Raw genomic sequence first — 17936 nt, 5'->3', positions numbered from 1 at the left:
TTTTTCTGTTCTTCTATGGCCGTTTTAGCCAGTGTAATACGTCTGCACCTAAATTCATTGAAAATTAGCCTTTTAGGTGCAAAGCCCATGGCTACCCTAACGAGCACCCCGTATAAAACCTAAAACATACCAGGCGGATTATATTAGCAGGTCATCATCGTTTCTTTGCTGCAACCAGAACGCGTAAAGCCACTCTACCTGTTCACGTCAAGGCCTGGTCGAGGTCCGCGATGATATCCTCAACCTCTTCGACGCCGATTGAGAGTCGCACCATCCCATCGGTTATGCCCACCTTCAGTCTGACCTCGCGGGGAACCGTTGCATGCGTCATCGATGCGGGATGCTGGATGAGGGTATCAACGGTCCCGAGGCTCACGGCCAGCGAGCAAAGTTCCACGCGGTTCATGAGTTTCCGGCCCGCTTCGAGGCCGCCCTTCACGCCGAACGAGATCATGCCCCCGAACCCGCTCATCTGCTTCTTCGCGATTGCATGCTGCGGATGACTGGGCAGCATTGGATATCTGACCCACTCGATCTTGGGATGTGCCTCCAGAAACTGAGCCACTGCCATGGCGTTGCTCGCATGCCTCTCCATGCGCAGGTGCAGCGTCTTCAAGCCTCTGATGCACAACCACGCTTCAAGCGGCGCCATTATCCCGCCAGTCGTATGCACGACCGACTTCATGCTCTTGATAAATGCTTCTCTGCCGACCACGACGCCGCCTAACAGATCGCCGTGGCCACCGATGTATTTGGTGCTGCTGTGCACCACGACGTCCGCGCCCAACGGCAGCGCACGCTGAAAATACGGTGTCGCAAAGGTGTTATCAACGACGGAGAGCGCACCGATCTCTTTAGCTAGTTTCGCGATCTCCGCGATATCGCAGACACATAAGGTAGGGTTTGCGGGCGTCTCGACGAAGATCATCTTTGTATTCTGCTGCAAGCTGGCCTTAACCTTTTCGAGATCAGTCGTATCGACAAAACTGACCTCCACGCCGAACTTGGGGAGAATCGAGGCGAACAAGCTATACGTAGAGCCGTAAACGACGTCGCTCGAGATTAAATGATCACCTTTCTTTAACTGAGCAAGCGCAACCGCGGTGATGGCCGCCATGCCCGAAGCGAAGGGTAGACCCGTCTCGGCACCTTCAAGCGCCGCTATTTTCTCGACGAACGCGGCATGCGTGGGCGTGTGCGGCGCGACGCGCATGTAAATATAGCCTTTCTCCGTGCCCGCGAACCGTGCCGCGGCCTGCTCGGCATCCTTGAATACGAAGGTGGAGGTTTGATATATGGGCGTTGTATGCGCTCCGTATTGCGGATCCGGCTCTTCTCCCGCGTGAACACATAATGTGCCAAACTTCATCTCCTTCTTTCTTTTCATCGACCCGGCCTCTCCAACTTTTTCAGAGAAGAAACTCCGATTAAAACTTCTAAGTTCAAAAGCTACACATAAACTTTTCGCTTTTCCCGGCCGGCCCAACTACTACGTACGTACGCCTCTTGCGCGGAACGGAAAAGCTACGCTGCACAATTTTAAAAAAACAGCCGGGTAACAAATCTAAAAGAAAAGTTGTTAGTAGTCCCGAGAGGATTCGAACCTCTGTCACGGGCTCCAAAGGCCAGTATGCTTGACCGCTACACCACGGGACTCCCGTTCTTTTCGTTCTTGCTTGCGTTATCAATTTCAATTCAGCATTAAAAAACTTTTTAGCGGCTATCAAAACTCTCTGATCATTCCTCAGCACGCTTATTTATCTTACTCCTCGCCTTCTCGTTCCTCTTCCTGCATATACTGCAGCCCCAGCTCCTTGAGCCGTTTTTTATCCACCTCTGTGCCTACCGAGTACTGCTCCATAAAGTGCTCGAACTCCGTATGCAGCGATCGGAACGAGGGCTGTTCCGCCGTTAGAGCTTCATTATCACGCCGGAACTCGTACTTGATCTCGAAATGCACGGCAGATCGCGTCAACCGCTTTAGATCATCGAAATCCAGCGTGTGATAGACCGCCAGCGGTATGTCCTGCACTTTTAACCGCACCACTTTATCCTGCGGGTTGGACTCCTTGATACGATCCGTTATCGCACGCTTGATCTCATGCTCGTCCCGATTAGTGCATACCACCGGCTCTAAATCTACCATCGCACGGGTCTCTAACTCGTGGAATGTAACCTCCCTTTCCTCGTTCTCTTTGCTCAACTGAACTTCCAGGAAGCCTTTCTCATCGCGCACCTCATTAAAGCTGAAGCGTTCGGTTGAGCCCGCGTAATACACGTCGTCACGTACCCGCGTGTAGCCGTGATAGTGCCCCAGTGCAACGTAATCAAAACCGCTCAGGTCGTGAATAGCAATCAACTGCTCGTTGAATTCGTCCATCAAAAACGTCTGCTTCCCCGCGCCGTACACGCTCGCGTGGAGCAGTGCTACGTTTAATCCAGTGCGATCGTCATTTGAGAGCAGTTTCTGCTTCTCACCTTCTATATCTCCGCAGTGCGGGATCGCGTGGATCTTCACACCATCAAGTTCAACGACTTCGTAGCTATCTTTGTAAACCGCATGCACATTCGGGATGTGCTCAAACAGGCTGAATACACTGCCCGTCTCCTTCAGTCGCGGCGTTTCGTGGTTGCCCGAGATTACTACGAAAGGTATACCCGCTTCGTTTAACGTCAGCAGTTGCTCCAATACGAAGGAAATAGCGCGGTTTGTCGGTCGTACGGAATCGAATAGATCACCCGCGTGGAGGATCATATCAGGCGTCTCGGCGATGGCACGATCAATGAATTGCTTAAATGCATCGTACGTGTCCACTTCGCGCTGGTTCAACCCGGTCGCTTCGTCTATCTTCCTATAGGCCGAGTAACCGATGTGCGTGTCCGCGACGTGGAATATTCTGATCATCCAACCATCGATCGTTTCACGAGATTTGAAAGATATCTAAAATTATCGCTCTTCCCTCAGATCCACGATCTCCGAGAGCTCAGGTCCCGTCGAGATCAACTTCACCGGTACATCGACGTCCTGCTCCACCTTCGCGACAAACTCTTTTACCGCTTTGCTCAACTCGGCGTACTCTCTAGCACCTTTCACTGACGGATCTAGTTTATCCACGCCGGTCAGCGCAATCATCGTTGCACCATTAACCATTGCGGAGTATCGTGCCATCGCGCCGTCCCACATCCCTATGCGTCTCTTCCGATGGGTCACGGTCCCGTACTCTTCGATATGCAACTCAGCCGCTTTCTCTTCGCTCACCTGCGTGGCAAATGGCCCTTCGCCCACGCGTGTTGGGAACGACTTGAAGACGACGACCACATCATCGACGCGTGTTGGCCCGATACCCACGTCAGAAGCCATCTGCGAAGCGGTCGTGTCTTTCGACGTGACGAACGGATACGTGCCGTAAAGCAACGAAATGCCAAACCCTTGCGTCCCCTCGATCAATACAAAGCTATCCCGATCCAGAGCCTCGTTCACTTCCAATGGCACGTCACACAAGAACTCCTGTAACTCAGGCACATCCTTTGCCTGTCTCGCCTTTCGAGACACGCGCGCAACGTTTGCCGGGCCACAGCCGGTGCCCGTGGAGCCGATTGTACCCCTTAAGTGCGCATCACTCCGGTCCGCATCGATATGTTCCTGTTCTATAATACTGCAGCGACGATCCACACCGATACGATCTCGCAGCCCTAACGACTCAATCTCTTCCATGAGCACTCGCGGGTCAACCAAGACGCCCGCGCCGATACGAACCCGTGCCGATTCACAGACAAATCCAGAAGGCGTCATCCGCAATGCATATCTCTTTCCGCCCACGATAACCGTGTGACCCGCATTCGGTCCGACACCGCCTCGCGCCACGATCTCAGGCTTGTCATGCGTTGCAAGATGCGCGATGATCTTCCCTTTACCCTCATCACCAAAAAAGCCTCCGACCAAGATTGTTGCTGACATGGCTATCCCTTTAGTCTGCAGCAACAAAAAGTTTTTTACTGCGCGTGGTAAAGGGAATTCGTGAGTGAGCATAATGAGAAACGAAATAGTAAGTTACCAATTTGCAGAGCGGATAAAATCAGCACTGATCCTCAGCTCGAAGATGCTGCTGATGCTCGAGGGTATGCAGGGAGATGAATTCAAGGGTGCTAAACGAGTTATTCTCACGTTCTTCGCCGCGCTGTCTAACGAGATCGTTTTAGCCTCGAACGCGACGGGCATTGATGAGTTCAAGCTGGCGGAAGAGAAGCTCAAGCTCGTGACACGGATGATAGAAGAGGGCAATCTCCGGGAAGCTCATGCTACGCTCGGCAGTACCGTAACGAACATTACCACTGTGTGCGCGAGCACCATGCAGGCCTTGACGGAAAAAGGACTGCTGTGAATGCTCTAGTGGTACAATTAGAAGTGGATTAGAGTAGATCAAAAGTAAAACTCCCGCACGTACTCAGGCTTCCGTGTCAACAGATCGCGAATACTAACGATCCCGACCGGCACGCCGTTCTCAACCACCGGCAGCCGCTTTATTCGCTTTCGTGCCGCGAGCTTGCACGCCTCCTCCACAGAGTCTTCGGGATCGATAGTGACCAAAGGCGAGGTCATGATCTCTCGTGCTTTTACCTCGCTCGCTCGTCTATTCTTTAATAACGCCTTTAACGCGATATCTCGTTCAGTAATGATGCCCGTGGGCTTGCCGTCCTTCGTTATTACCACACTCCCTATCCCCAATTCCTCCATATCTTCCGCGATCTTCGTCACCAACGTCTCTTCATCCTCCGCAATGATGGGACGGCTCATTATATCCTTCACCTTCATCTTTTTCTTCTCACCCCTATGCTCTATATTCTAATCTAATCCAAACCTAAAATAAAAAGTGGAACTGCACGCAGATTTCAACCCGCTCACTTTACCCTTTTTGTATACGTCTCCACCTAGTAGTTCCACGTGGATGGCGGTCTTTCATTATTCTGTGGGATAGAATTTATGTACACACGTGGGATTTCTCGTCAAGATGTTTCTAACGCTTATAATGCCCACAAGCGTATCCCCTTCAACCACCGGCAGCCGCCTTATGCCCTTATCAGCCATAAGCTTGCATGCCTTCTCCAGCGATGCATCAGGCTCGATGGTGAGCAGAGGAGAAGACATAATTTCCTTCGCCGTTACGTCGTCGGGATTTCTCTTCATCGCGCACACTTTTAGTGCTATGTCGCGATCGGTAACAATGCCGACCGGTTTCCCCTCCCGTGTTATTACAACGCTCCCGATTCCGGCCATCTCCATCTCTGTCGATAGCTTGGTAACCCTTGTCTTCTCATCCTCCGCAATGACCTCCGGCGTCATCACGTCCCCGACCTCTAACATCTCGGTAGCCATGTTTCCACACCCATTACACTATTGGGCTAAATCATCATAACTCTTTCGCTTCTTCCTTAGCTCGTCTCGGTGACGAGTCTAAGACGCCGATGATATCGTCCTTCGCCAGCTCGAGTATGCGATGCTTCAACTCCTCGATGCGCGTCTCGATATCGCCGTCCAGCACGATTTCATCACTGCCCTTAAAAATGTCCTCCTTCACCCTCTCGCCGATAACGTCGTCCGTTTCAGGCTTCAAACGAATAATGACCGAACCCTGAGGCAGAAATTGGGCGTATTCCTCCAACGCCCCGCTTTCTATACCAGTGATGAGTCCATCGGCGTCGCCATCCGTGATGCCGATCATGGGAATACCAAATCGTTTCAAGATGTCACCGGCAATGCTCGTCGTATCATCTCCTATGGTCACTGCAACTGCAACTGCGCAATCCGCCCGCGCGAGTTTTGGGAAAAGCGTCTCAACGGTGAAGAAGAAGCATACGAGCTTCTTAGTTCTTGGATTATTCTGCAGTTCGCCGCGTTCCACCCGTTTCGGCGTCGTACGTCTGATCACCGATGCGGTTTTCACCATCTCCCGCTCCAGATCTAACGGTGGCAGTTTCTCCAGGTTATGCGCTATTAATGTGCCGCCCACGAGTTCGACGATGTTTCCATCTTTCACCACCAGCGTAACACGGTTCGTCCCGCTCTCAGAGGAGGCGGTGCCGATGATAACGCCATCCACAACGATCTTCTCCCCCGGATGCACGCCTCGTATCTCCCGGTACACGAGACCGGATTCTTTCTTACAACGTGATTCGGGCTTGTACGGCTCTCTCGCCTCGAACTCGCTAAAAACGCCCCGTATCGTCCCGTATACATGCTCATCGCCGGGCTTCACCAGCCACCGAATCAAAATCCTGCTGCTGTATTCCAATTGCACGAACGATAGATTCGTTTCTTTTCCCTTACTTCGTTTCAAGAAATTCTTTAAAATCCCTTCGCCGAGCACAAAGCCGCTCTCTTCTGTCTTCGCATGGTTCGCCAGCAGGATGAAGTCTATTCCACGCTGTAAGAAATCGTCGATCACTTCCGAAGGGCGCATATCCTTGCTTATATCGATCACGCGCTGCATACCAGCATCGATCACCGCGGTTTTTCCCGTTATACCTCCTAAAGCCGCTTCTACCGTAAATCCGGCTTCTTTTAGCGCTTCTAGCGCTCTCTCTACTTCACCTTCATCTACCACTTCCGGTCCGTGAACGAGCAATCCTACGGGTTTCATTAGTAATTAGTTATCTAAGCGTCTTACACAAAAACTTATTCGCATACTATTTGTCTTACGCGCCCTCCCGGTATGGTAAAAAGTGGCTTAACGTGGCGTTATTACGTATTCGGCAGTCTCTGCTCCGTCAAGCGTTCGATAACGTCCTTTATATTCCGGAGTGACAAACCTAAACGTATACCCATGTCTAACCAAACAGAAAGCGCAAAGGAACCGCAAAAGCCGTTTTTAATGGTCAGTGAGAGCATGCGCAATGCGGACATGTATTACGCCACACGCTTCCTCGCTGCAGACCCTTTTATTTATCTCCGCATTCCCGATCAAGAGCAAAAAGAAATCCTCATTGTGTCGCAAATGGAGTACGGACGTGCGAAAAAGGAATCGATTGTAAAAAAGGTCCGTTCTTCGCTCGACTACGGGCAGAACCTTAAACGGGAAGAGCTTCTTGTTGAAATCCTGCGGGGAGAGCGTATAACCACAATAGAAGTGCCGAGGTATTTCCCCTTGTATACTGCCGAGGCGTTGAGGGAGAACGGCATAGACGTAGTGGCCGTAGAGGACATGGTAATGACGAAAGCGCGGGCGACCAAGACCGAGCAGGAGCTAACACATATCAAGAAGGCTCAAAGCGCGTGCGAGAAAGCAATGGATCTCGCTGTCACGATTATAAAAAAATCAACGGTAAAAGAAAATGTCTTGATGGAAAATGGGGTCATTTTAACCTCGGAACGCGTAAAGGCGTACATAGAGCACGCATTACTTGATGCCGGGTGCACCTTCGATGGTGGCGAGCCGATCGTAGCATGCGGTAAGCGGAGTGCCGATCCGCATTTCTCGGGAACCGGGCCGCTTATTGCGAATGAGCCGATCATCATCGATATTTTTCCGCGATTGAAGCGAGAGCGGTATTTCGCCGATATGACACGGACCGTCGTTAAAGGTGCGCCGAGAGAAGAGATAACAGAGATGTATGAAGCGGTTCTGGAAGCTCAAAATGCCGCATTAGCGCTCGTTAAGGAAGGCGTGACCTGTAAGGCGGTGCATGACCGCGTGTGCGATCTATTCGAAGGAAACGGGTACGAGACAATACGCACGGGTGGCAAAACGGGGTTCATTCATTCTACGGGGCATGGCGTAGGGCTCAATGTGCATGAAGACCCGCGTGTTAGCGATAATGAGTACGTGTTGCAAACGGGGAATGTGATAACCCTCGAGCCCGGCCTGTACGATCCCGAAGTGGGCGGTGTCCGGCTGGAGGATATGGTGCTCGTGCGGAAGAGCGGCTGTGAGAATCTGACACGATTCGAGAAGAGACTTGTGCTCTAAGCGGCTTTGCACGTTTATTCGCATCTGCACGTTTATTCAGTCATTTCACTTTTGATATTTTACGTGCGCAAGCCCAAAAAAACCGAAAAGCTTAAATAGGGTGTCACTAACCGAGTAGCTGGGTAGTGCATAATGACGAACCGTAAACTAGAAGTGTGTCTCGCAGCAATCGTGCTGATCTCTTTTTCTACCGGGCTGGTATCTGCAGGTGCGATTACCGTAACAAATAGCAACCTCGTGACAGGAGCTGCTCCGACTCAAGGGACGATAACGTACGCGGAAAATTCAGCGGCTTGTCCGCCTGAGTTGCCCGTGATGCCTTCGATCGGTGTGATTTCGGGCGTATCGAACGGGACGGAAGATTTTGAGGCGATTGATGTGCCGCCGCAAGAGCTGCCGGGCGGCGTCTACAACTACCGCAACTACACGGTGAAAAATACGACGGTCAGCTATAATGGCACCGTAACGATACTGACGACGGGCGATGTGCTCATAGAGAACAACGGAATTGTCAATACCACAAATAGCTCCATCACGATCATCTCAGGCGGTGATATCCTCATCAGAAATGGTGGTCGCCTTCACACCGCTGATTCTCTTGCAGGAACAATGGCAGTATTACGCTTGAAGCTGCGGGCTCGGTCGATCTGAATTTGGGCACCGTTTTTTCAGGACCTGGTGCTACAAGCGGTAAGGTGCTCGTCAAGGCTTTCGGGAGCAACAGTATCTCGCTCCTCTATGCTACGATTTGGACTGGCAACGCGGAGATCGACAGCGGAGATCTGGAGCTGTGGAGTGGCGGTAGTATCGACGTGAACAGCAGCCAAATCTTCTCGGGGCCAAGCAATAACGGCACATCGGGAGACGTAGCATTGTATGCCCAGGGTAGCAACACGATCACACTCCTCAGTGCCTTCATTCACACTAGCCCCGCGGGGAGCGACAGCGGAGCTGTGGAGCTGTGGAGTGGTGGTAGTATCGACATGAACAGCTGCCAAATCTATTCGTCGGCGAGCGCTAACGGCACATCAGGCCATCTTACGGCATACGCATTGGGTAGGGGTTTCAACTGTTATGCAGGCATACTTGGGACAGGCTGGGCTAATGGGGATTCCGGTGGGGATTCCGGCTCTTTTGAAATACTCGCCGCAGGTCCGGTAACCTTTGGGTCCTCGATTCTGTCGACGGGAAACAGTGTCTCTGGGGATTCGGGCGACTTTACAAGTACTTCGGTTAACGCGCATACAACGTTTGGTCCTGTTTTTTTAATGCTCTGGACTGGGGATGCAAGTGCAGGCAATTCCGGCAGTATCCTTATCCATGATTTCGCCCCACGTCCGGAAGGGGGAGTGATCGAAGTCAATTCTAGTTATGTCTTACACTGGTGATGCTGCTGCGAGAAGTGGCGATATCACACTCCTCACGGGATTCAACCCCTGCGAAGCAGTAGAAGCGCCCATCATGACACCGTTAGGGGCATTCGCCCTGCTCGCCCTGCTATCGACAATCGCTGCTGTTACCATAGCACGAAAGAGGCGCTAAGGCCTTTTTCATTTCTTTTTATTTTTACCGTTCTCTGCGCCACTGTATGCAGGCTATCTATCTTCCGCCTGTATCGGGGCATGTGTTTCTTCCACTGCAGGAATTCGCCCCTTTAGCTCCGCAAGTACTCTTTCCACGGTCATTTTCTCTATCCCCTACCCGTGGTGCAGCGGCCTCCCGTGCTGATCGATCTCGCCCGCTTTTATCCTCGTAGACGATATCGCCTTGCCATCTGCCGCTTTGACGTGCTCAACCGTGACGATCTGGATGGGTTTCTTGCCACGCGCTTCTCTGAGCTCGTTTATCTCCAATGCCACGGGATACGTCTCTGGCGATATAACGATATAATCGAAATCCTCGTCCAGGGTGACGCCATAACGATCGTTTAACTCCACGATTCTTACTTCTACGCCGTATTCCTCGCGCATGTACCGTCTGATGCTCTCAGCCCGTACTTCATAAGGGAGAACCTCACGGTCTCTGCTGGCACGAGCCATTGCATCGGAGGTCACGCCCACGATTATCTTCCCCCCTCGGCTCAACTCGAACACCGTCTTCAGCAGTTTCTTATGTCCGTCGTGCAGCGTGTCAAACGTGCCGCCGATTGCTACTTTCATCTATTTATAGTACGTACCTATTTTGTTCAGTTATTTTCTCTCGCGGTTGGCCGAAAGTTTTATAATCATGAATAGAGTTCTGGTAAGATTAGCGGAGGTGGAAAAGTGAAAAAAGTGAGAAGTTGGATAGGTATTGCATTGGCAGTGATGTTGACAATCTCGGTGCTTATGGCGTTAACTGTACCGGTTACAGCGATTCCGGATATGGCGGGAAGGCGATCTGGAGACGCGCACGCGACGAGCTTCGAGGCCATGAAGAACCTGATGGAACAGCGGATGAAACTGCTTCCAGAAGGGCTAGACGTGGTGGGCGGTAATTATAACATCTCGCAGATGACTGACGGTACGAGGAACGGTGAATTACAAAGCCGAACAGTATTTGGAGATTTAATGGGCGTTAGCGATGTGGAGAAACAGACAGGAGATCAAAGGGAACTACGGTCAGGAAGGAAGAGTATGAGAGGCAAATCTGAAGAGCTTCAATCCGTCGTAGCGTTCGCACCGTTATCAACGGGGAACGAAGAGAAGAGATTCAGTAGTCCTTTCGACAGTGCGTCAAGAGAAGTGTCTGAGAGGCTGATGCAAGGGTCAGGCTCCCTCAATCTTTCCGGTAATTACTCGACTCTTTGGAACCAATCCCTTGCGGTTAACAACACAGATGCAGATATCATCTTGGATGTCGACGGCGACAACAATCCGGATGTTATGGTATTCACCATCAAATATGACCCTGCCACGGATCTCGAGACAAGGAGTATAATAATAAAGAAGGGGACGAATGGCACGCACCTGTGGGAAGAATCGGTAAGTGCGAACGGGACCGGAAATTGCAGTATATGGGTCGACTGGTTCACTGACCTCGACGGTGATGGCCTGGATGATGTTATCGTCTATGAGCGGGAATATCATGCATCGACAGATAGCGAGACGAAAAAATTGATTGCAAAACGAGGTTACGATGGCACGCATCTGTGGAATCAGACGGTAAATGGAACTGAGTGTGGCATTAGTGCCGAATGGGTGCTCAACTTGGACGAGGACGAGTTGAACGAAGTGATAGTCTACGAACGCAAATATAACGAATCGACGGATGTAGAGACGAAGAAGGTGATAGCAAAAGAAGGGAACAATGGTACGCATCTCTGGGAACACTCTATAAGCGCAAGCGGCTACGAGAACTGTAGTATACGGGTCGAGTGGATCACGGACCTCGACGGTGATGGGTTGGAGGACGTGATTGTGCGAGCTCGGGAGTATAATGCATCGGAAGATACCGAATCGGTAACGATAATCGCAACGAAGGGAAATGATGGCACAACGTTCTGGGAACAGACACTTAGCGGAACCGAGGTTTTTATGGAGCTCTATTTGCTGGAAGACCTGGACGCGGATGATTTGGATGATTTTTTTGTTGAAGAATGGATCTATAACGAATCAACGGATACAATCACAGCGAGAGTAATAGCGAAGAAGGGGACGAATGGCACGCACCTGTGGGAGCAGTCGGTGAATGCAAGTGGCTATGATAATTGCGATAAGGAGGTAGCGGGGATAGCTGATCTAGATGGAGACGGTTTGGAGGACGTTATCGTTTACGAATGGGTATATAACGAAACGGCAGATGCAGAGACGGTGAAGTTAATAGCCAAAATGGGCAAAAATGGCACGCATCTGTGGGAGCAGTCGGTGAATGCAAGCGGCTTTTGGAATTGCGACATGTGGCTCGATTGGCTTGCAGATCTGGACGGCGATGGCTTGGAGGACGTTATCGTTTACGAGTGGGTATATAACGAGACGGTAGATACAGAGACGGGGAATTTAATAGCGAAGGTAGGTATCAATGGTACGCACCTGTGGGAGCAATCCGTGAATGCAAGTGGCTATGAGCATTGCGATAAGTGGGTCGATTTGCTACTTGATCTGGACGGCGATGGTCTGGATGATGCGATCGTTATTGAAGGGGGTTATAACGAAACGACAGATACAGAGACGATGGCGATACTCGCAAAGAGAGGATACGATGGTACGCACCTGTGGGAGGAGCAATCGATACAGGGGACATGGTGTGAAATTGAAGTTGATATGGAGTTGACACTGGACCTAGATGGCGATGGCTTGAATGATGTCCTTGTCCGTGAATGGACCTATAACGAGTCGCTCGACCTCGATACGACCAAACTCATCGCAAAGAAGGGTATCAATGGCACGCAGCTCTGGGAACAGTCAGTAAACGCAAGTGGCTACTTGACCACCAATATCGGGACATGGCTGCTCCCGGACATCGATGGAGATGATTTGGATGATCTCATCGTTTTCGAGTTGGTGGTTAATAGTTCATCACAAACTGTGACGTTTAGCGTAATAGCGAAGAAGGGGACGAATGGCACGCATCTCTGGGAACAGCCCATGGGCGGAACAGGGATCAGTTTTTGGATGGGAACAGGATTTGACTTGACTGGAGACGCGTTGATGGATTTTATCATCTGCAGAGGTAGCTACACCGCATCGACCAATACAACAACAGCGGTGATAGTAGCAATGGTGGGGAGTAATGGCACGTATCTGTGGGAGCAGTCAGTAAATGCAAGCGGCGAGTGGAACTGCGAGATCTGGGTAGACGGGATAGCGGATCTGGATGGAGACGGTTGGCTTGAGGTCATCGTCTATGAATGGGTATATAACGTATCGACCAATACAACAACAGGGGCGCTAGTAGCAAAGGAAGGGAGTAACGGCACGCATCTATGGGAGCAGTCAGTAAATGCAAGCGGCGAGTGGAACTGCGAGATCTGGGTAGATTGGTTGCTCGACCTGGACGATGACGGCTTGGACGATGCGATCGTTATTGAATGGGTAGATAACGAATCACCGGGTACAGAGATGGTAAAGCTAATAGCCAAGCGCGGCTACGATGGCACGCACCTTTTTGAAGCACAATCAAATGAGCCACTCTGGTTTGCGTGGTGGTTGTTGGGACCATACGACCTGGATGGAGATGGGCAGAACGATTTGCTGCTTTGGATACCCACGGAGATGTACGCAGTAACCTACAGCGAGGTTTATCCGAACCTCTTTGATACCGGAGAATCCTTGAACCCGTACCCGAGTATCGGGGGCACCTTCAACGGAACGATAAAACTTCAGAATGACACTGTTGTCCATACGCTGTACACTTACCCCTGCACGGGAACGGGCGGTCACAGCGAATACGTACGTGTCTGGGGCGACGGCATCGACGTTAATGCGACCTGGAGCGGCTACTCGGGCGACTGGCAAACGCTAACCTTTGACGAGGTGACGTTGGAAGCCGGGAAAACTTACAATATTACGATCGAACTCGGCTCGTACCCGCAGATACTACATGAAACGCCAGTTAATGCGACAGGAGGAACAATAACCTGCACCACATTCGAGGATGCCAATGGTAAAAAATATCATAACTGGATCCCTGCGATTAGAATTGAATGATAATTAAGTAAGCAGGGTTTCCTTTTTTCTTTTTTTATTCCGCTGCCACCAATGAGCTAGGAAAACAGAACGGCTTCGTTATTTAAACCGCCGAGTAAGTTAACTTACCAGAGAGCACCACTTACAAATGCTAGTAACCCAATACCAATCGCCAGCAACGTCTCTTTCCTCATTCTGTCATAGTCCCCAGTCTCGTCGTGCATGCTCCACAGAGCGAGAGAAGTATGGAGAAACAGCGCATCGGCCGCCATAACCGGAAATAGATACGCAAGATCGAAGTAATAAGCGGTATTGACCGAGAAGAGCGGAATTGCACTCAGCACAACGGCGAGCACATACGAGATGATCACAATCCGTACCGCTTGCTTCACGCCGTATAGCCGCGCAAAGCTCTTTATTTCCCGCAGCGCGTCACCTTTTATATCCGCAATATCCTTCATTACCTCTCTGCCGAAGCCCGCGAGGAACGCTATAGTGGCAAGGACAAGGAGCACCAGGTCTATCCTGTTGGGTACGACGATCAATCCGCCGAAGATAAAGGGTATCGCCATCGTCAACGCGATATAAATATTGCTCACGGCAAGGAATTCCTTCATCTTCAGGTCGTACAGGATACCGAGCACCCCTGATATTACCGCCAGGATGAAGAGAACGGGATGGAGAAACGAGGCAATTATAATGCCGAGCGTAGTGGCTGAAATCGAGACGAGCAACGCCTCCTTTTTACTCAGCTCGCCCCTCACGAGCGGTCTATCCAGCCTCTTGTTCGCAATATCCGATTTCAGGTCGCAGTAATCGTTGAGCGCAAAGGTGCCGGCCTGGATGAAGAGCGCGGTAAAAAATCCGAACGTCGCGCCGAACGATGGGAGCACCAACGAGAGCCCATAAATCGACGCAGGCTCGTAAATTCTACCTCCCGCAATGATTATTCCTATGAGCACGCCGAAGCCATACATCAAGCCGTGCTCTAATCTCGTTACTTCCCAGATCGCCCGTATTTTCCATATCATGTACTTTTTAAAATCTGTCTAAAGAAACAGCTTGATTATTCCACGAAAACGCTTTTGCGTCGCAAAAGGTTTGAGCGGAGTCGCTGGGATTCGAACCCAGGTCGTCAGGTCCGGAACCTGACAGGATATCCTCTACCCTACGACCCCTCTTTTAGGTAATAGTAACTAACACAAGCCACAAGATAAACTTACTTTTTTCGCTTCAATACCTCGAGCCCTGGTAGTTGATTCCCTAAGAGATAACGCAGGAATGCGCCTCCCGCGAGACTCACGTGGACATGCTTCATCTCACTTCTATCAAGACCGAGTTCGCTGATCGCCGCCGAGGTATGCCCGCCACCGAGAAGTGAGAACGCTTTGGATTCCGCGATTGCCTTGAAGAGCGCTCGCGTGCCGTCTGCAAAGCCCTCCCTCTCATAGTATCCCGCGGGACCTTTCATAATCACCGTACGCGCGTTCTTGATGATCTCTGAATATTTCTCCATCGTTACATGCCCGATATCGTAGATCGGCTGGTTTGGTTTGACCATATCCACCGGAATTTCCTCGCGCTTGCCGTTCAGCTCGATAGCGAGATCCCAGGGATACTTGATTTTATTGCCCGCTCGTCTCTGTATGTCCTTTGCCCTGCGCACGCTTTCTAAGAGTTGATCCTCGACTTTCATCGGGATCATACCGTTCGCGACCATGAAGAGATTGCCAACCCCGCCGGTGGTGAGTATGTAATCCACCTCTCGGGACTCCAGTGCGAACTCGATTATATCGAATACCTCTTCTGGCTTCACGCCTCCGAGCACGTATACGGATGGGCGTTCGATGTTATTAACCGCACGTTCCAGGGCGCTCAACTCACTCTCCATCAAGCGACCCACGCCGGCATCCAGCACCATAGGAAAGCCTACCACCGATGCATGCGCCCGATGAGCCACAGAGAACGCATCATTTATGTACAGATCGGCGAGCGGAGCAAGCCTCTGTACAAAGATCGATTTCGAATGCTCTTCCGGCGTTTTGGCAAGGGTCTCCTCGGCCAGCAATCGCACGTTGTCGAGCAATAACACCTCACCGTTCTCAAGTCTCTTTATCGTCTCGCGTGCGACAGGCCCTATGATGTCCTCAACATACGTGACGTCCACGATGGTATTGAGCAAGCGCGCGTGCTGCTCCAGTGGAAGGAACTCCTTGCCGCCTGCACGACCCTGATGTGCGAGAATGACCACCTTCGCGTTCCGCTCCGTAAGTTCCCGTATCGTCTTCGCATTCTCCACTATCCGCTCCTTCATCTGGACATTGCCATCGATAATGACGGAGTTCAAATCCGCCCTGAAGAGCACCGTTTTGCCTGCTACGTCGAAATCATCCAGGGTCAGGAAATCTCTTAACTGGTTATTCATTCTTATCTGCAATCCCGCGTATTTACGCACCACATCACAGTCCTAGCTTCGCTATCCGGTCCATCATGTCGACCAAGCGGCACGAGTAGCCCCACTCGTTGTCATACCACGAGAGCACTTTCACGAAGTTGCCTTTGCCGCCGATCACATTTGTATACTCCGCATCAACGACGGACGAATAGTTCGTGCCGATATAATCCATGGAGACAAGCGGCTCATGAGAAACTGCGAGTATACCGCGCAAAGACGATTGCGCTGCGTGCTCAAGAGCACCGTTCACCTCGTCGCGCGTGACGTCTCGTCCTAACTCTGTCACGAGATCCACGATGGAAACGTTGGCTGTAGGCACTCGTAACGCGATTCCGTCCATTTTTCCCGCTAATGGAGGTAATACAACCCCTAATGCCGCTGCAGCACCGGTGGTCGTGGGTATAATGGACATAGCAGCCGCACGTGCTCTCCTCAAGTCTTTATGCCGACCATCAAGAAGCTTCTGGTCACTGGTGTACGCGTGCACCGTGGTCATAAAGCCACGATTGATGCTGAATTCGTCATTGAGCACCTTTGCCACGGGGGCCAGGCAATTGGTGGTACAGGAGGCGAGTGAAATAATTTTGTGCGCAGCGTGGTCGTACATTTCGTCGTTGACCCCCGGAACGATCGTTACATCCGGCTCCTTTCCCGGCGCGGATATCAGTACCTTCTTGCAGCCGGCGGCGAGATGTTTCGATGCGTTCTTCCTGTCTCGAAACGCCCCCGTGGATTCCACTACCAGATCGATACCCAAATCGCCCCAGGGCAGCTTCTCAAGGGCGGTCTCCGCTAATATCTTTATCTCCTTTCCATTCACTACGAGCGTGTTCTTGTCTTTATTCGCCTGCACGTCAGCAGCAAACACCCCGTGCACGGAATCGTACTTCAAGAGATGTGCGACCCAGGAAGCCTCCGCCGCTCGGCTATTTATTGCCACGATATCGAGGTCTGATTTATCCCGTAGCGCTGCTCTAAACAGAATTCGGCCAATTCTACCCCATCCATTTATCGCTACCGTTATCATATTCAGAGTTTCGCCGTCTTCGTATTTAACTTTTTCGCTCCATTCGCCGTGGTAACACGATTATTATGATGAGTGACACTCAATGGCGTTGCTCCGTTTTACGCCGAAGTGGGTGGGAATAAGGCCAATTTATGTCAAAAAACCTAGGAAGTCTGTTTACTTCAAGCTTTCAACTGATCTACCAAATCCCCACTGGCATCGTAGAGTGTCGCAGTGTCACCTTCCACATTCCAAATGGAACTCCCGCTTCCCCAGTATAGTTCGGTAGCGGAATCCGACCCAGGCCTTGTGTACAGTGTTACGGTAGCACCTGAAGACAGAGTAAACGAAGGGAAAATGTAGGTGTGTTTGGCACCGTCATCCGTAATTTTCCATTTAGTTAATGTTACTGGTGATGTACCGGTGTTGGTTATTTTCACCCATTCATTCTGAAGATCAAGATCACTGATGTATACACGGTTTTCTTCGGTGGGTGCGGGTGTAGGCGTTTCTATTGCCGTTGGTGTTGGGCTTAGTGTTGGAGTTAGCGTTTGTTCTGGAGTAGGTGTAGTCGTTTGTGCTGTTTGTTGAGAGTGGGGCTGAGAAGAGCTATTGGTAAGTCCAATCGTTTCCCAAATCGGGATGGGGTTCCGTGGGTCATACTGGTAGAATACAGAGCCGAAGATAAGGCAGCCGATGAGCACACCGAAGCAAATGCCTAAAAGTGTTTTTTCAAGCGGGTCTATATCATCTAACATCTCTTTTCATATTACCTTTACGTCCATACGTTATTCACCTTGGCATTATTAAAGCTTTCGGTTTTTGTTAAGTAAACTTTGAAACTACCCGGTATAAAGTGATGCTGGTATGGCTTTGATCCCTCTATGATACCTTTTAGTGTTGAA

The 17936-nt window shown here is 50.9% G+C and carries 17 protein-coding genes and 2 tRNA genes; 6 read left to right on the top strand and 13 right to left on the bottom strand.

What is annotated here, in order from left to right; translation table 11 throughout:
- Positions 1-202: 202 nt before the first annotated feature.
- The 4 genes from JW878_09730 to JW878_09715 form a co-directional block, all read right to left on the bottom strand.
- On the bottom strand, positions 203-1387 hold the full coding sequence (locus JW878_09730; protein MBN1763332.1) for an aminotransferase class I/II-fold pyridoxal phosphate-dependent enzyme: 1185 nt from the start codon (positions 1385-1387) through the stop codon (positions 203-205).
- Positions 1388-1583: 196 nt separating this feature from the next.
- Positions 1584-1656 (bottom strand) — tRNA-Gln (locus JW878_09725).
- Positions 1657-1762: 106 nt separating this feature from the next.
- On the bottom strand, positions 1763-2905 hold the full coding sequence (locus tag JW878_09720) for an exonuclease SbcCD subunit D (protein MBN1763331.1): 1143 nt from the start codon (positions 2903-2905) through the stop codon (positions 1763-1765).
- 42 nt (positions 2906-2947) lie between these two features.
- Complete coding sequence (locus JW878_09715) at positions 2948-3958, bottom strand: adenylosuccinate synthetase (GenBank protein ID MBN1763330.1); 1011 nt, start codon at positions 3956-3958, stop codon at positions 2948-2950.
- A 73-nt stretch (positions 3959-4031) separates the two neighbouring features.
- Between JW878_09715 and JW878_09710 the strand changes: the two genes are divergently transcribed.
- Positions 4032-4382: a hypothetical protein gene (locus tag JW878_09710; GenBank protein MBN1763329.1), complete on the top strand. Its 351-nt coding sequence runs from the start codon at positions 4032-4034 to the stop codon at positions 4380-4382.
- Positions 4383-4420: 38 nt separating this feature from the next.
- Here the strand turns inward: JW878_09710 and JW878_09705 are convergent, their stop codons facing one another.
- The 3 genes from JW878_09705 to JW878_09695 form a co-directional block, all read right to left on the bottom strand.
- The gene (locus tag JW878_09705; GenBank protein ID MBN1763328.1) at positions 4421-4813 is read right to left on the bottom strand and encodes a CBS domain-containing protein; all 393 of its coding nucleotides are present in this window, start codon (positions 4811-4813) and stop codon (positions 4421-4423) included.
- A 147-nt stretch (positions 4814-4960) separates the two neighbouring features.
- On the bottom strand, positions 4961-5374 hold the full coding sequence (locus JW878_09700; GenBank protein ID MBN1763327.1) for a CBS domain-containing protein: 414 nt from the start codon (positions 5372-5374) through the stop codon (positions 4961-4963).
- A gap of 34 nt (positions 5375-5408) precedes the next feature.
- Positions 5409-6638, bottom strand: coding sequence for a DUF2117 domain-containing protein (locus JW878_09695; protein MBN1763326.1), 1230 nt, complete (start codon positions 6636-6638; stop codon positions 5409-5411).
- 183 nt (positions 6639-6821) lie between these two features.
- Between JW878_09695 and JW878_09690 the strand changes: the two genes are divergently transcribed.
- The 4 genes from JW878_09690 to JW878_09675 all read left to right on the top strand — a co-directional run bounded on the left by JW878_09690 (position 6822) and on the right by JW878_09675 (position 9506).
- On the top strand, positions 6822-7964 hold the full coding sequence (locus tag JW878_09690) for an aminopeptidase P family protein (GenBank protein ID MBN1763325.1): 1143 nt from the start codon (positions 6822-6824) through the stop codon (positions 7962-7964).
- 132 nt (positions 7965-8096) lie between these two features.
- Positions 8097-8615: a hypothetical protein gene (locus tag JW878_09685; protein MBN1763324.1), complete on the top strand. Its 519-nt coding sequence runs from the start codon at positions 8097-8099 to the stop codon at positions 8613-8615.
- A 44-nt stretch (positions 8616-8659) separates the two neighbouring features.
- On the top strand, positions 8660-9352 hold the full coding sequence (locus JW878_09680; GenBank protein MBN1763323.1) for a hypothetical protein: 693 nt from the start codon (positions 8660-8662) through the stop codon (positions 9350-9352).
- Positions 9336-9506 (top strand): hypothetical protein, encoded by a 171-nt coding sequence (locus JW878_09675; protein MBN1763322.1) that lies wholly within the window; start codon positions 9336-9338, stop codon positions 9504-9506. The genes JW878_09680 and JW878_09675 overlap by 17 nt, the downstream gene beginning before the upstream one ends.
- Before the next feature lie 155 nt (positions 9507-9661).
- On the opposite strand, the gene JW878_09670 is transcribed toward JW878_09675, so the two are convergent.
- Positions 9662-10123: a phosphopantetheine adenylyltransferase gene (locus JW878_09670; GenBank protein ID MBN1763321.1), complete on the bottom strand. Its 462-nt coding sequence runs from the start codon at positions 10121-10123 to the stop codon at positions 9662-9664.
- A gap of 105 nt (positions 10124-10228) precedes the next feature.
- Here JW878_09670 and JW878_09665 point away from each other — a divergent pair, with 105 nt between their 5' ends.
- Positions 10229-13591 carry a VCBS repeat-containing protein gene (locus tag JW878_09665; protein ID MBN1763320.1) on the top strand — a complete coding sequence of 1121 codons (3363 nt, stop codon included), beginning with the start codon at positions 10229-10231 and terminating at the stop codon, positions 13589-13591.
- 104 nt (positions 13592-13695) lie between these two features.
- Here the strand turns inward: JW878_09665 and JW878_09660 are convergent, their stop codons facing one another.
- From JW878_09660 to JW878_09640, 5 genes are all read right to left on the bottom strand, one after another.
- Entirely contained in the window at positions 13696-14601 is a 906-nt protein-coding gene (locus JW878_09660; GenBank protein MBN1763319.1) for a UbiA family prenyltransferase, read from the bottom strand.
- 75 nt (positions 14602-14676) lie between these two features.
- Positions 14677-14748, bottom strand: a tRNA-Arg gene (locus JW878_09655).
- Positions 14749-14789: 41 nt separating this feature from the next.
- Entirely contained in the window at positions 14790-15995 is a 1206-nt protein-coding gene (gene pgk, locus JW878_09650; GenBank protein MBN1763318.1) for a phosphoglycerate kinase, read from the bottom strand.
- Between the two features lie 34 nt (positions 15996-16029).
- Positions 16030-17052 (bottom strand): type I glyceraldehyde-3-phosphate dehydrogenase, encoded by a 1023-nt coding sequence (gene gap, locus JW878_09645; GenBank protein ID MBN1763317.1) that lies wholly within the window; start codon positions 17050-17052, stop codon positions 16030-16032.
- A 161-nt stretch (positions 17053-17213) separates the two neighbouring features.
- A complete protein-coding gene (locus JW878_09640) occupies positions 17214-17789 on the bottom strand; it encodes a lamin tail domain-containing protein (GenBank protein ID MBN1763316.1) in 576 nt (191 codons plus the stop codon).
- Positions 17790-17936: the final 147 nt, after the last annotated feature.

This window comes from Methanomicrobia archaeon, assembly GCA_016930255.1.
Lineage (GTDB): Archaea > Halobacteriota > Syntropharchaeia > Alkanophagales > Methanospirareceae > JACGMN01.
This window is presented reverse-complemented; position numbering and strand designations above follow the sequence as displayed.

Bases quoted from the DNA above. Each gene is read 5' to 3' on its own strand.
- gap (MBN1763317.1), bottom strand. From the start codon at position 17,052: ATGATAACGGTAGCGATAAATGGATGGGGTAGAATTGGCCGAATTCTG.
- JW878_09690 (MBN1763325.1), top strand. From the start codon at position 6,822: ATGTCTAACCAAACAGAAAGCGCAAAGGAACCGCAAAAGCCGTTTTTA.
- JW878_09670 (MBN1763321.1), bottom strand. From the start codon at position 10,123: ATGAAAGTAGCAATCGGCGGCACGTTTGACACGCTGCACGACGGACAT.
- JW878_09705 (MBN1763328.1), bottom strand. From the start codon at position 4,813: ATGAAGGTGAAGGATATAATGAGCCGTCCCATCATTGCGGAGGATGAA.
- JW878_09675 (MBN1763322.1), top strand. From the start codon at position 9,336: ATGTCTTACACTGGTGATGCTGCTGCGAGAAGTGGCGATATCACACTC.
- JW878_09660 (MBN1763319.1), bottom strand. From the start codon at position 14,601: ATGATATGGAAAATACGGGCGATCTGGGAAGTAACGAGATTAGAGCAC.
- pgk (MBN1763318.1), bottom strand. From the start codon at position 15,995: ATGAATAACCAGTTAAGAGATTTCCTGACCCTGGATGATTTCGACGTA.
- JW878_09710 (MBN1763329.1), top strand. From the start codon at position 4,032: ATGAGAAACGAAATAGTAAGTTACCAATTTGCAGAGCGGATAAAATCA.
- JW878_09685 (MBN1763324.1), top strand. From the start codon at position 8,097: ATGACGAACCGTAAACTAGAAGTGTGTCTCGCAGCAATCGTGCTGATC.
- JW878_09720 (MBN1763331.1), bottom strand. From the start codon at position 2,905: ATGATCAGAATATTCCACGTCGCGGACACGCACATCGGTTACTCGGCC.
- JW878_09715 (MBN1763330.1), bottom strand. From the start codon at position 3,958: ATGTCAGCAACAATCTTGGTCGGAGGCTTTTTTGGTGATGAGGGTAAA.
- JW878_09700 (MBN1763327.1), bottom strand. From the start codon at position 5,374: ATGGCTACCGAGATGTTAGAGGTCGGGGACGTGATGACGCCGGAGGTC.
- JW878_09695 (MBN1763326.1), bottom strand. From the start codon at position 6,638: ATGAAACCCGTAGGATTGCTCGTTCACGGACCGGAAGTGGTAGATGAA.
- JW878_09640 (MBN1763316.1), bottom strand. From the start codon at position 17,789: ATGTTAGATGATATAGACCCGCTTGAAAAAACACTTTTAGGCATTTGC.
- JW878_09730 (MBN1763332.1), bottom strand. From the start codon at position 1,387: ATGAAAAGAAAGAAGGAGATGAAGTTTGGCACATTATGTGTTCACGCG.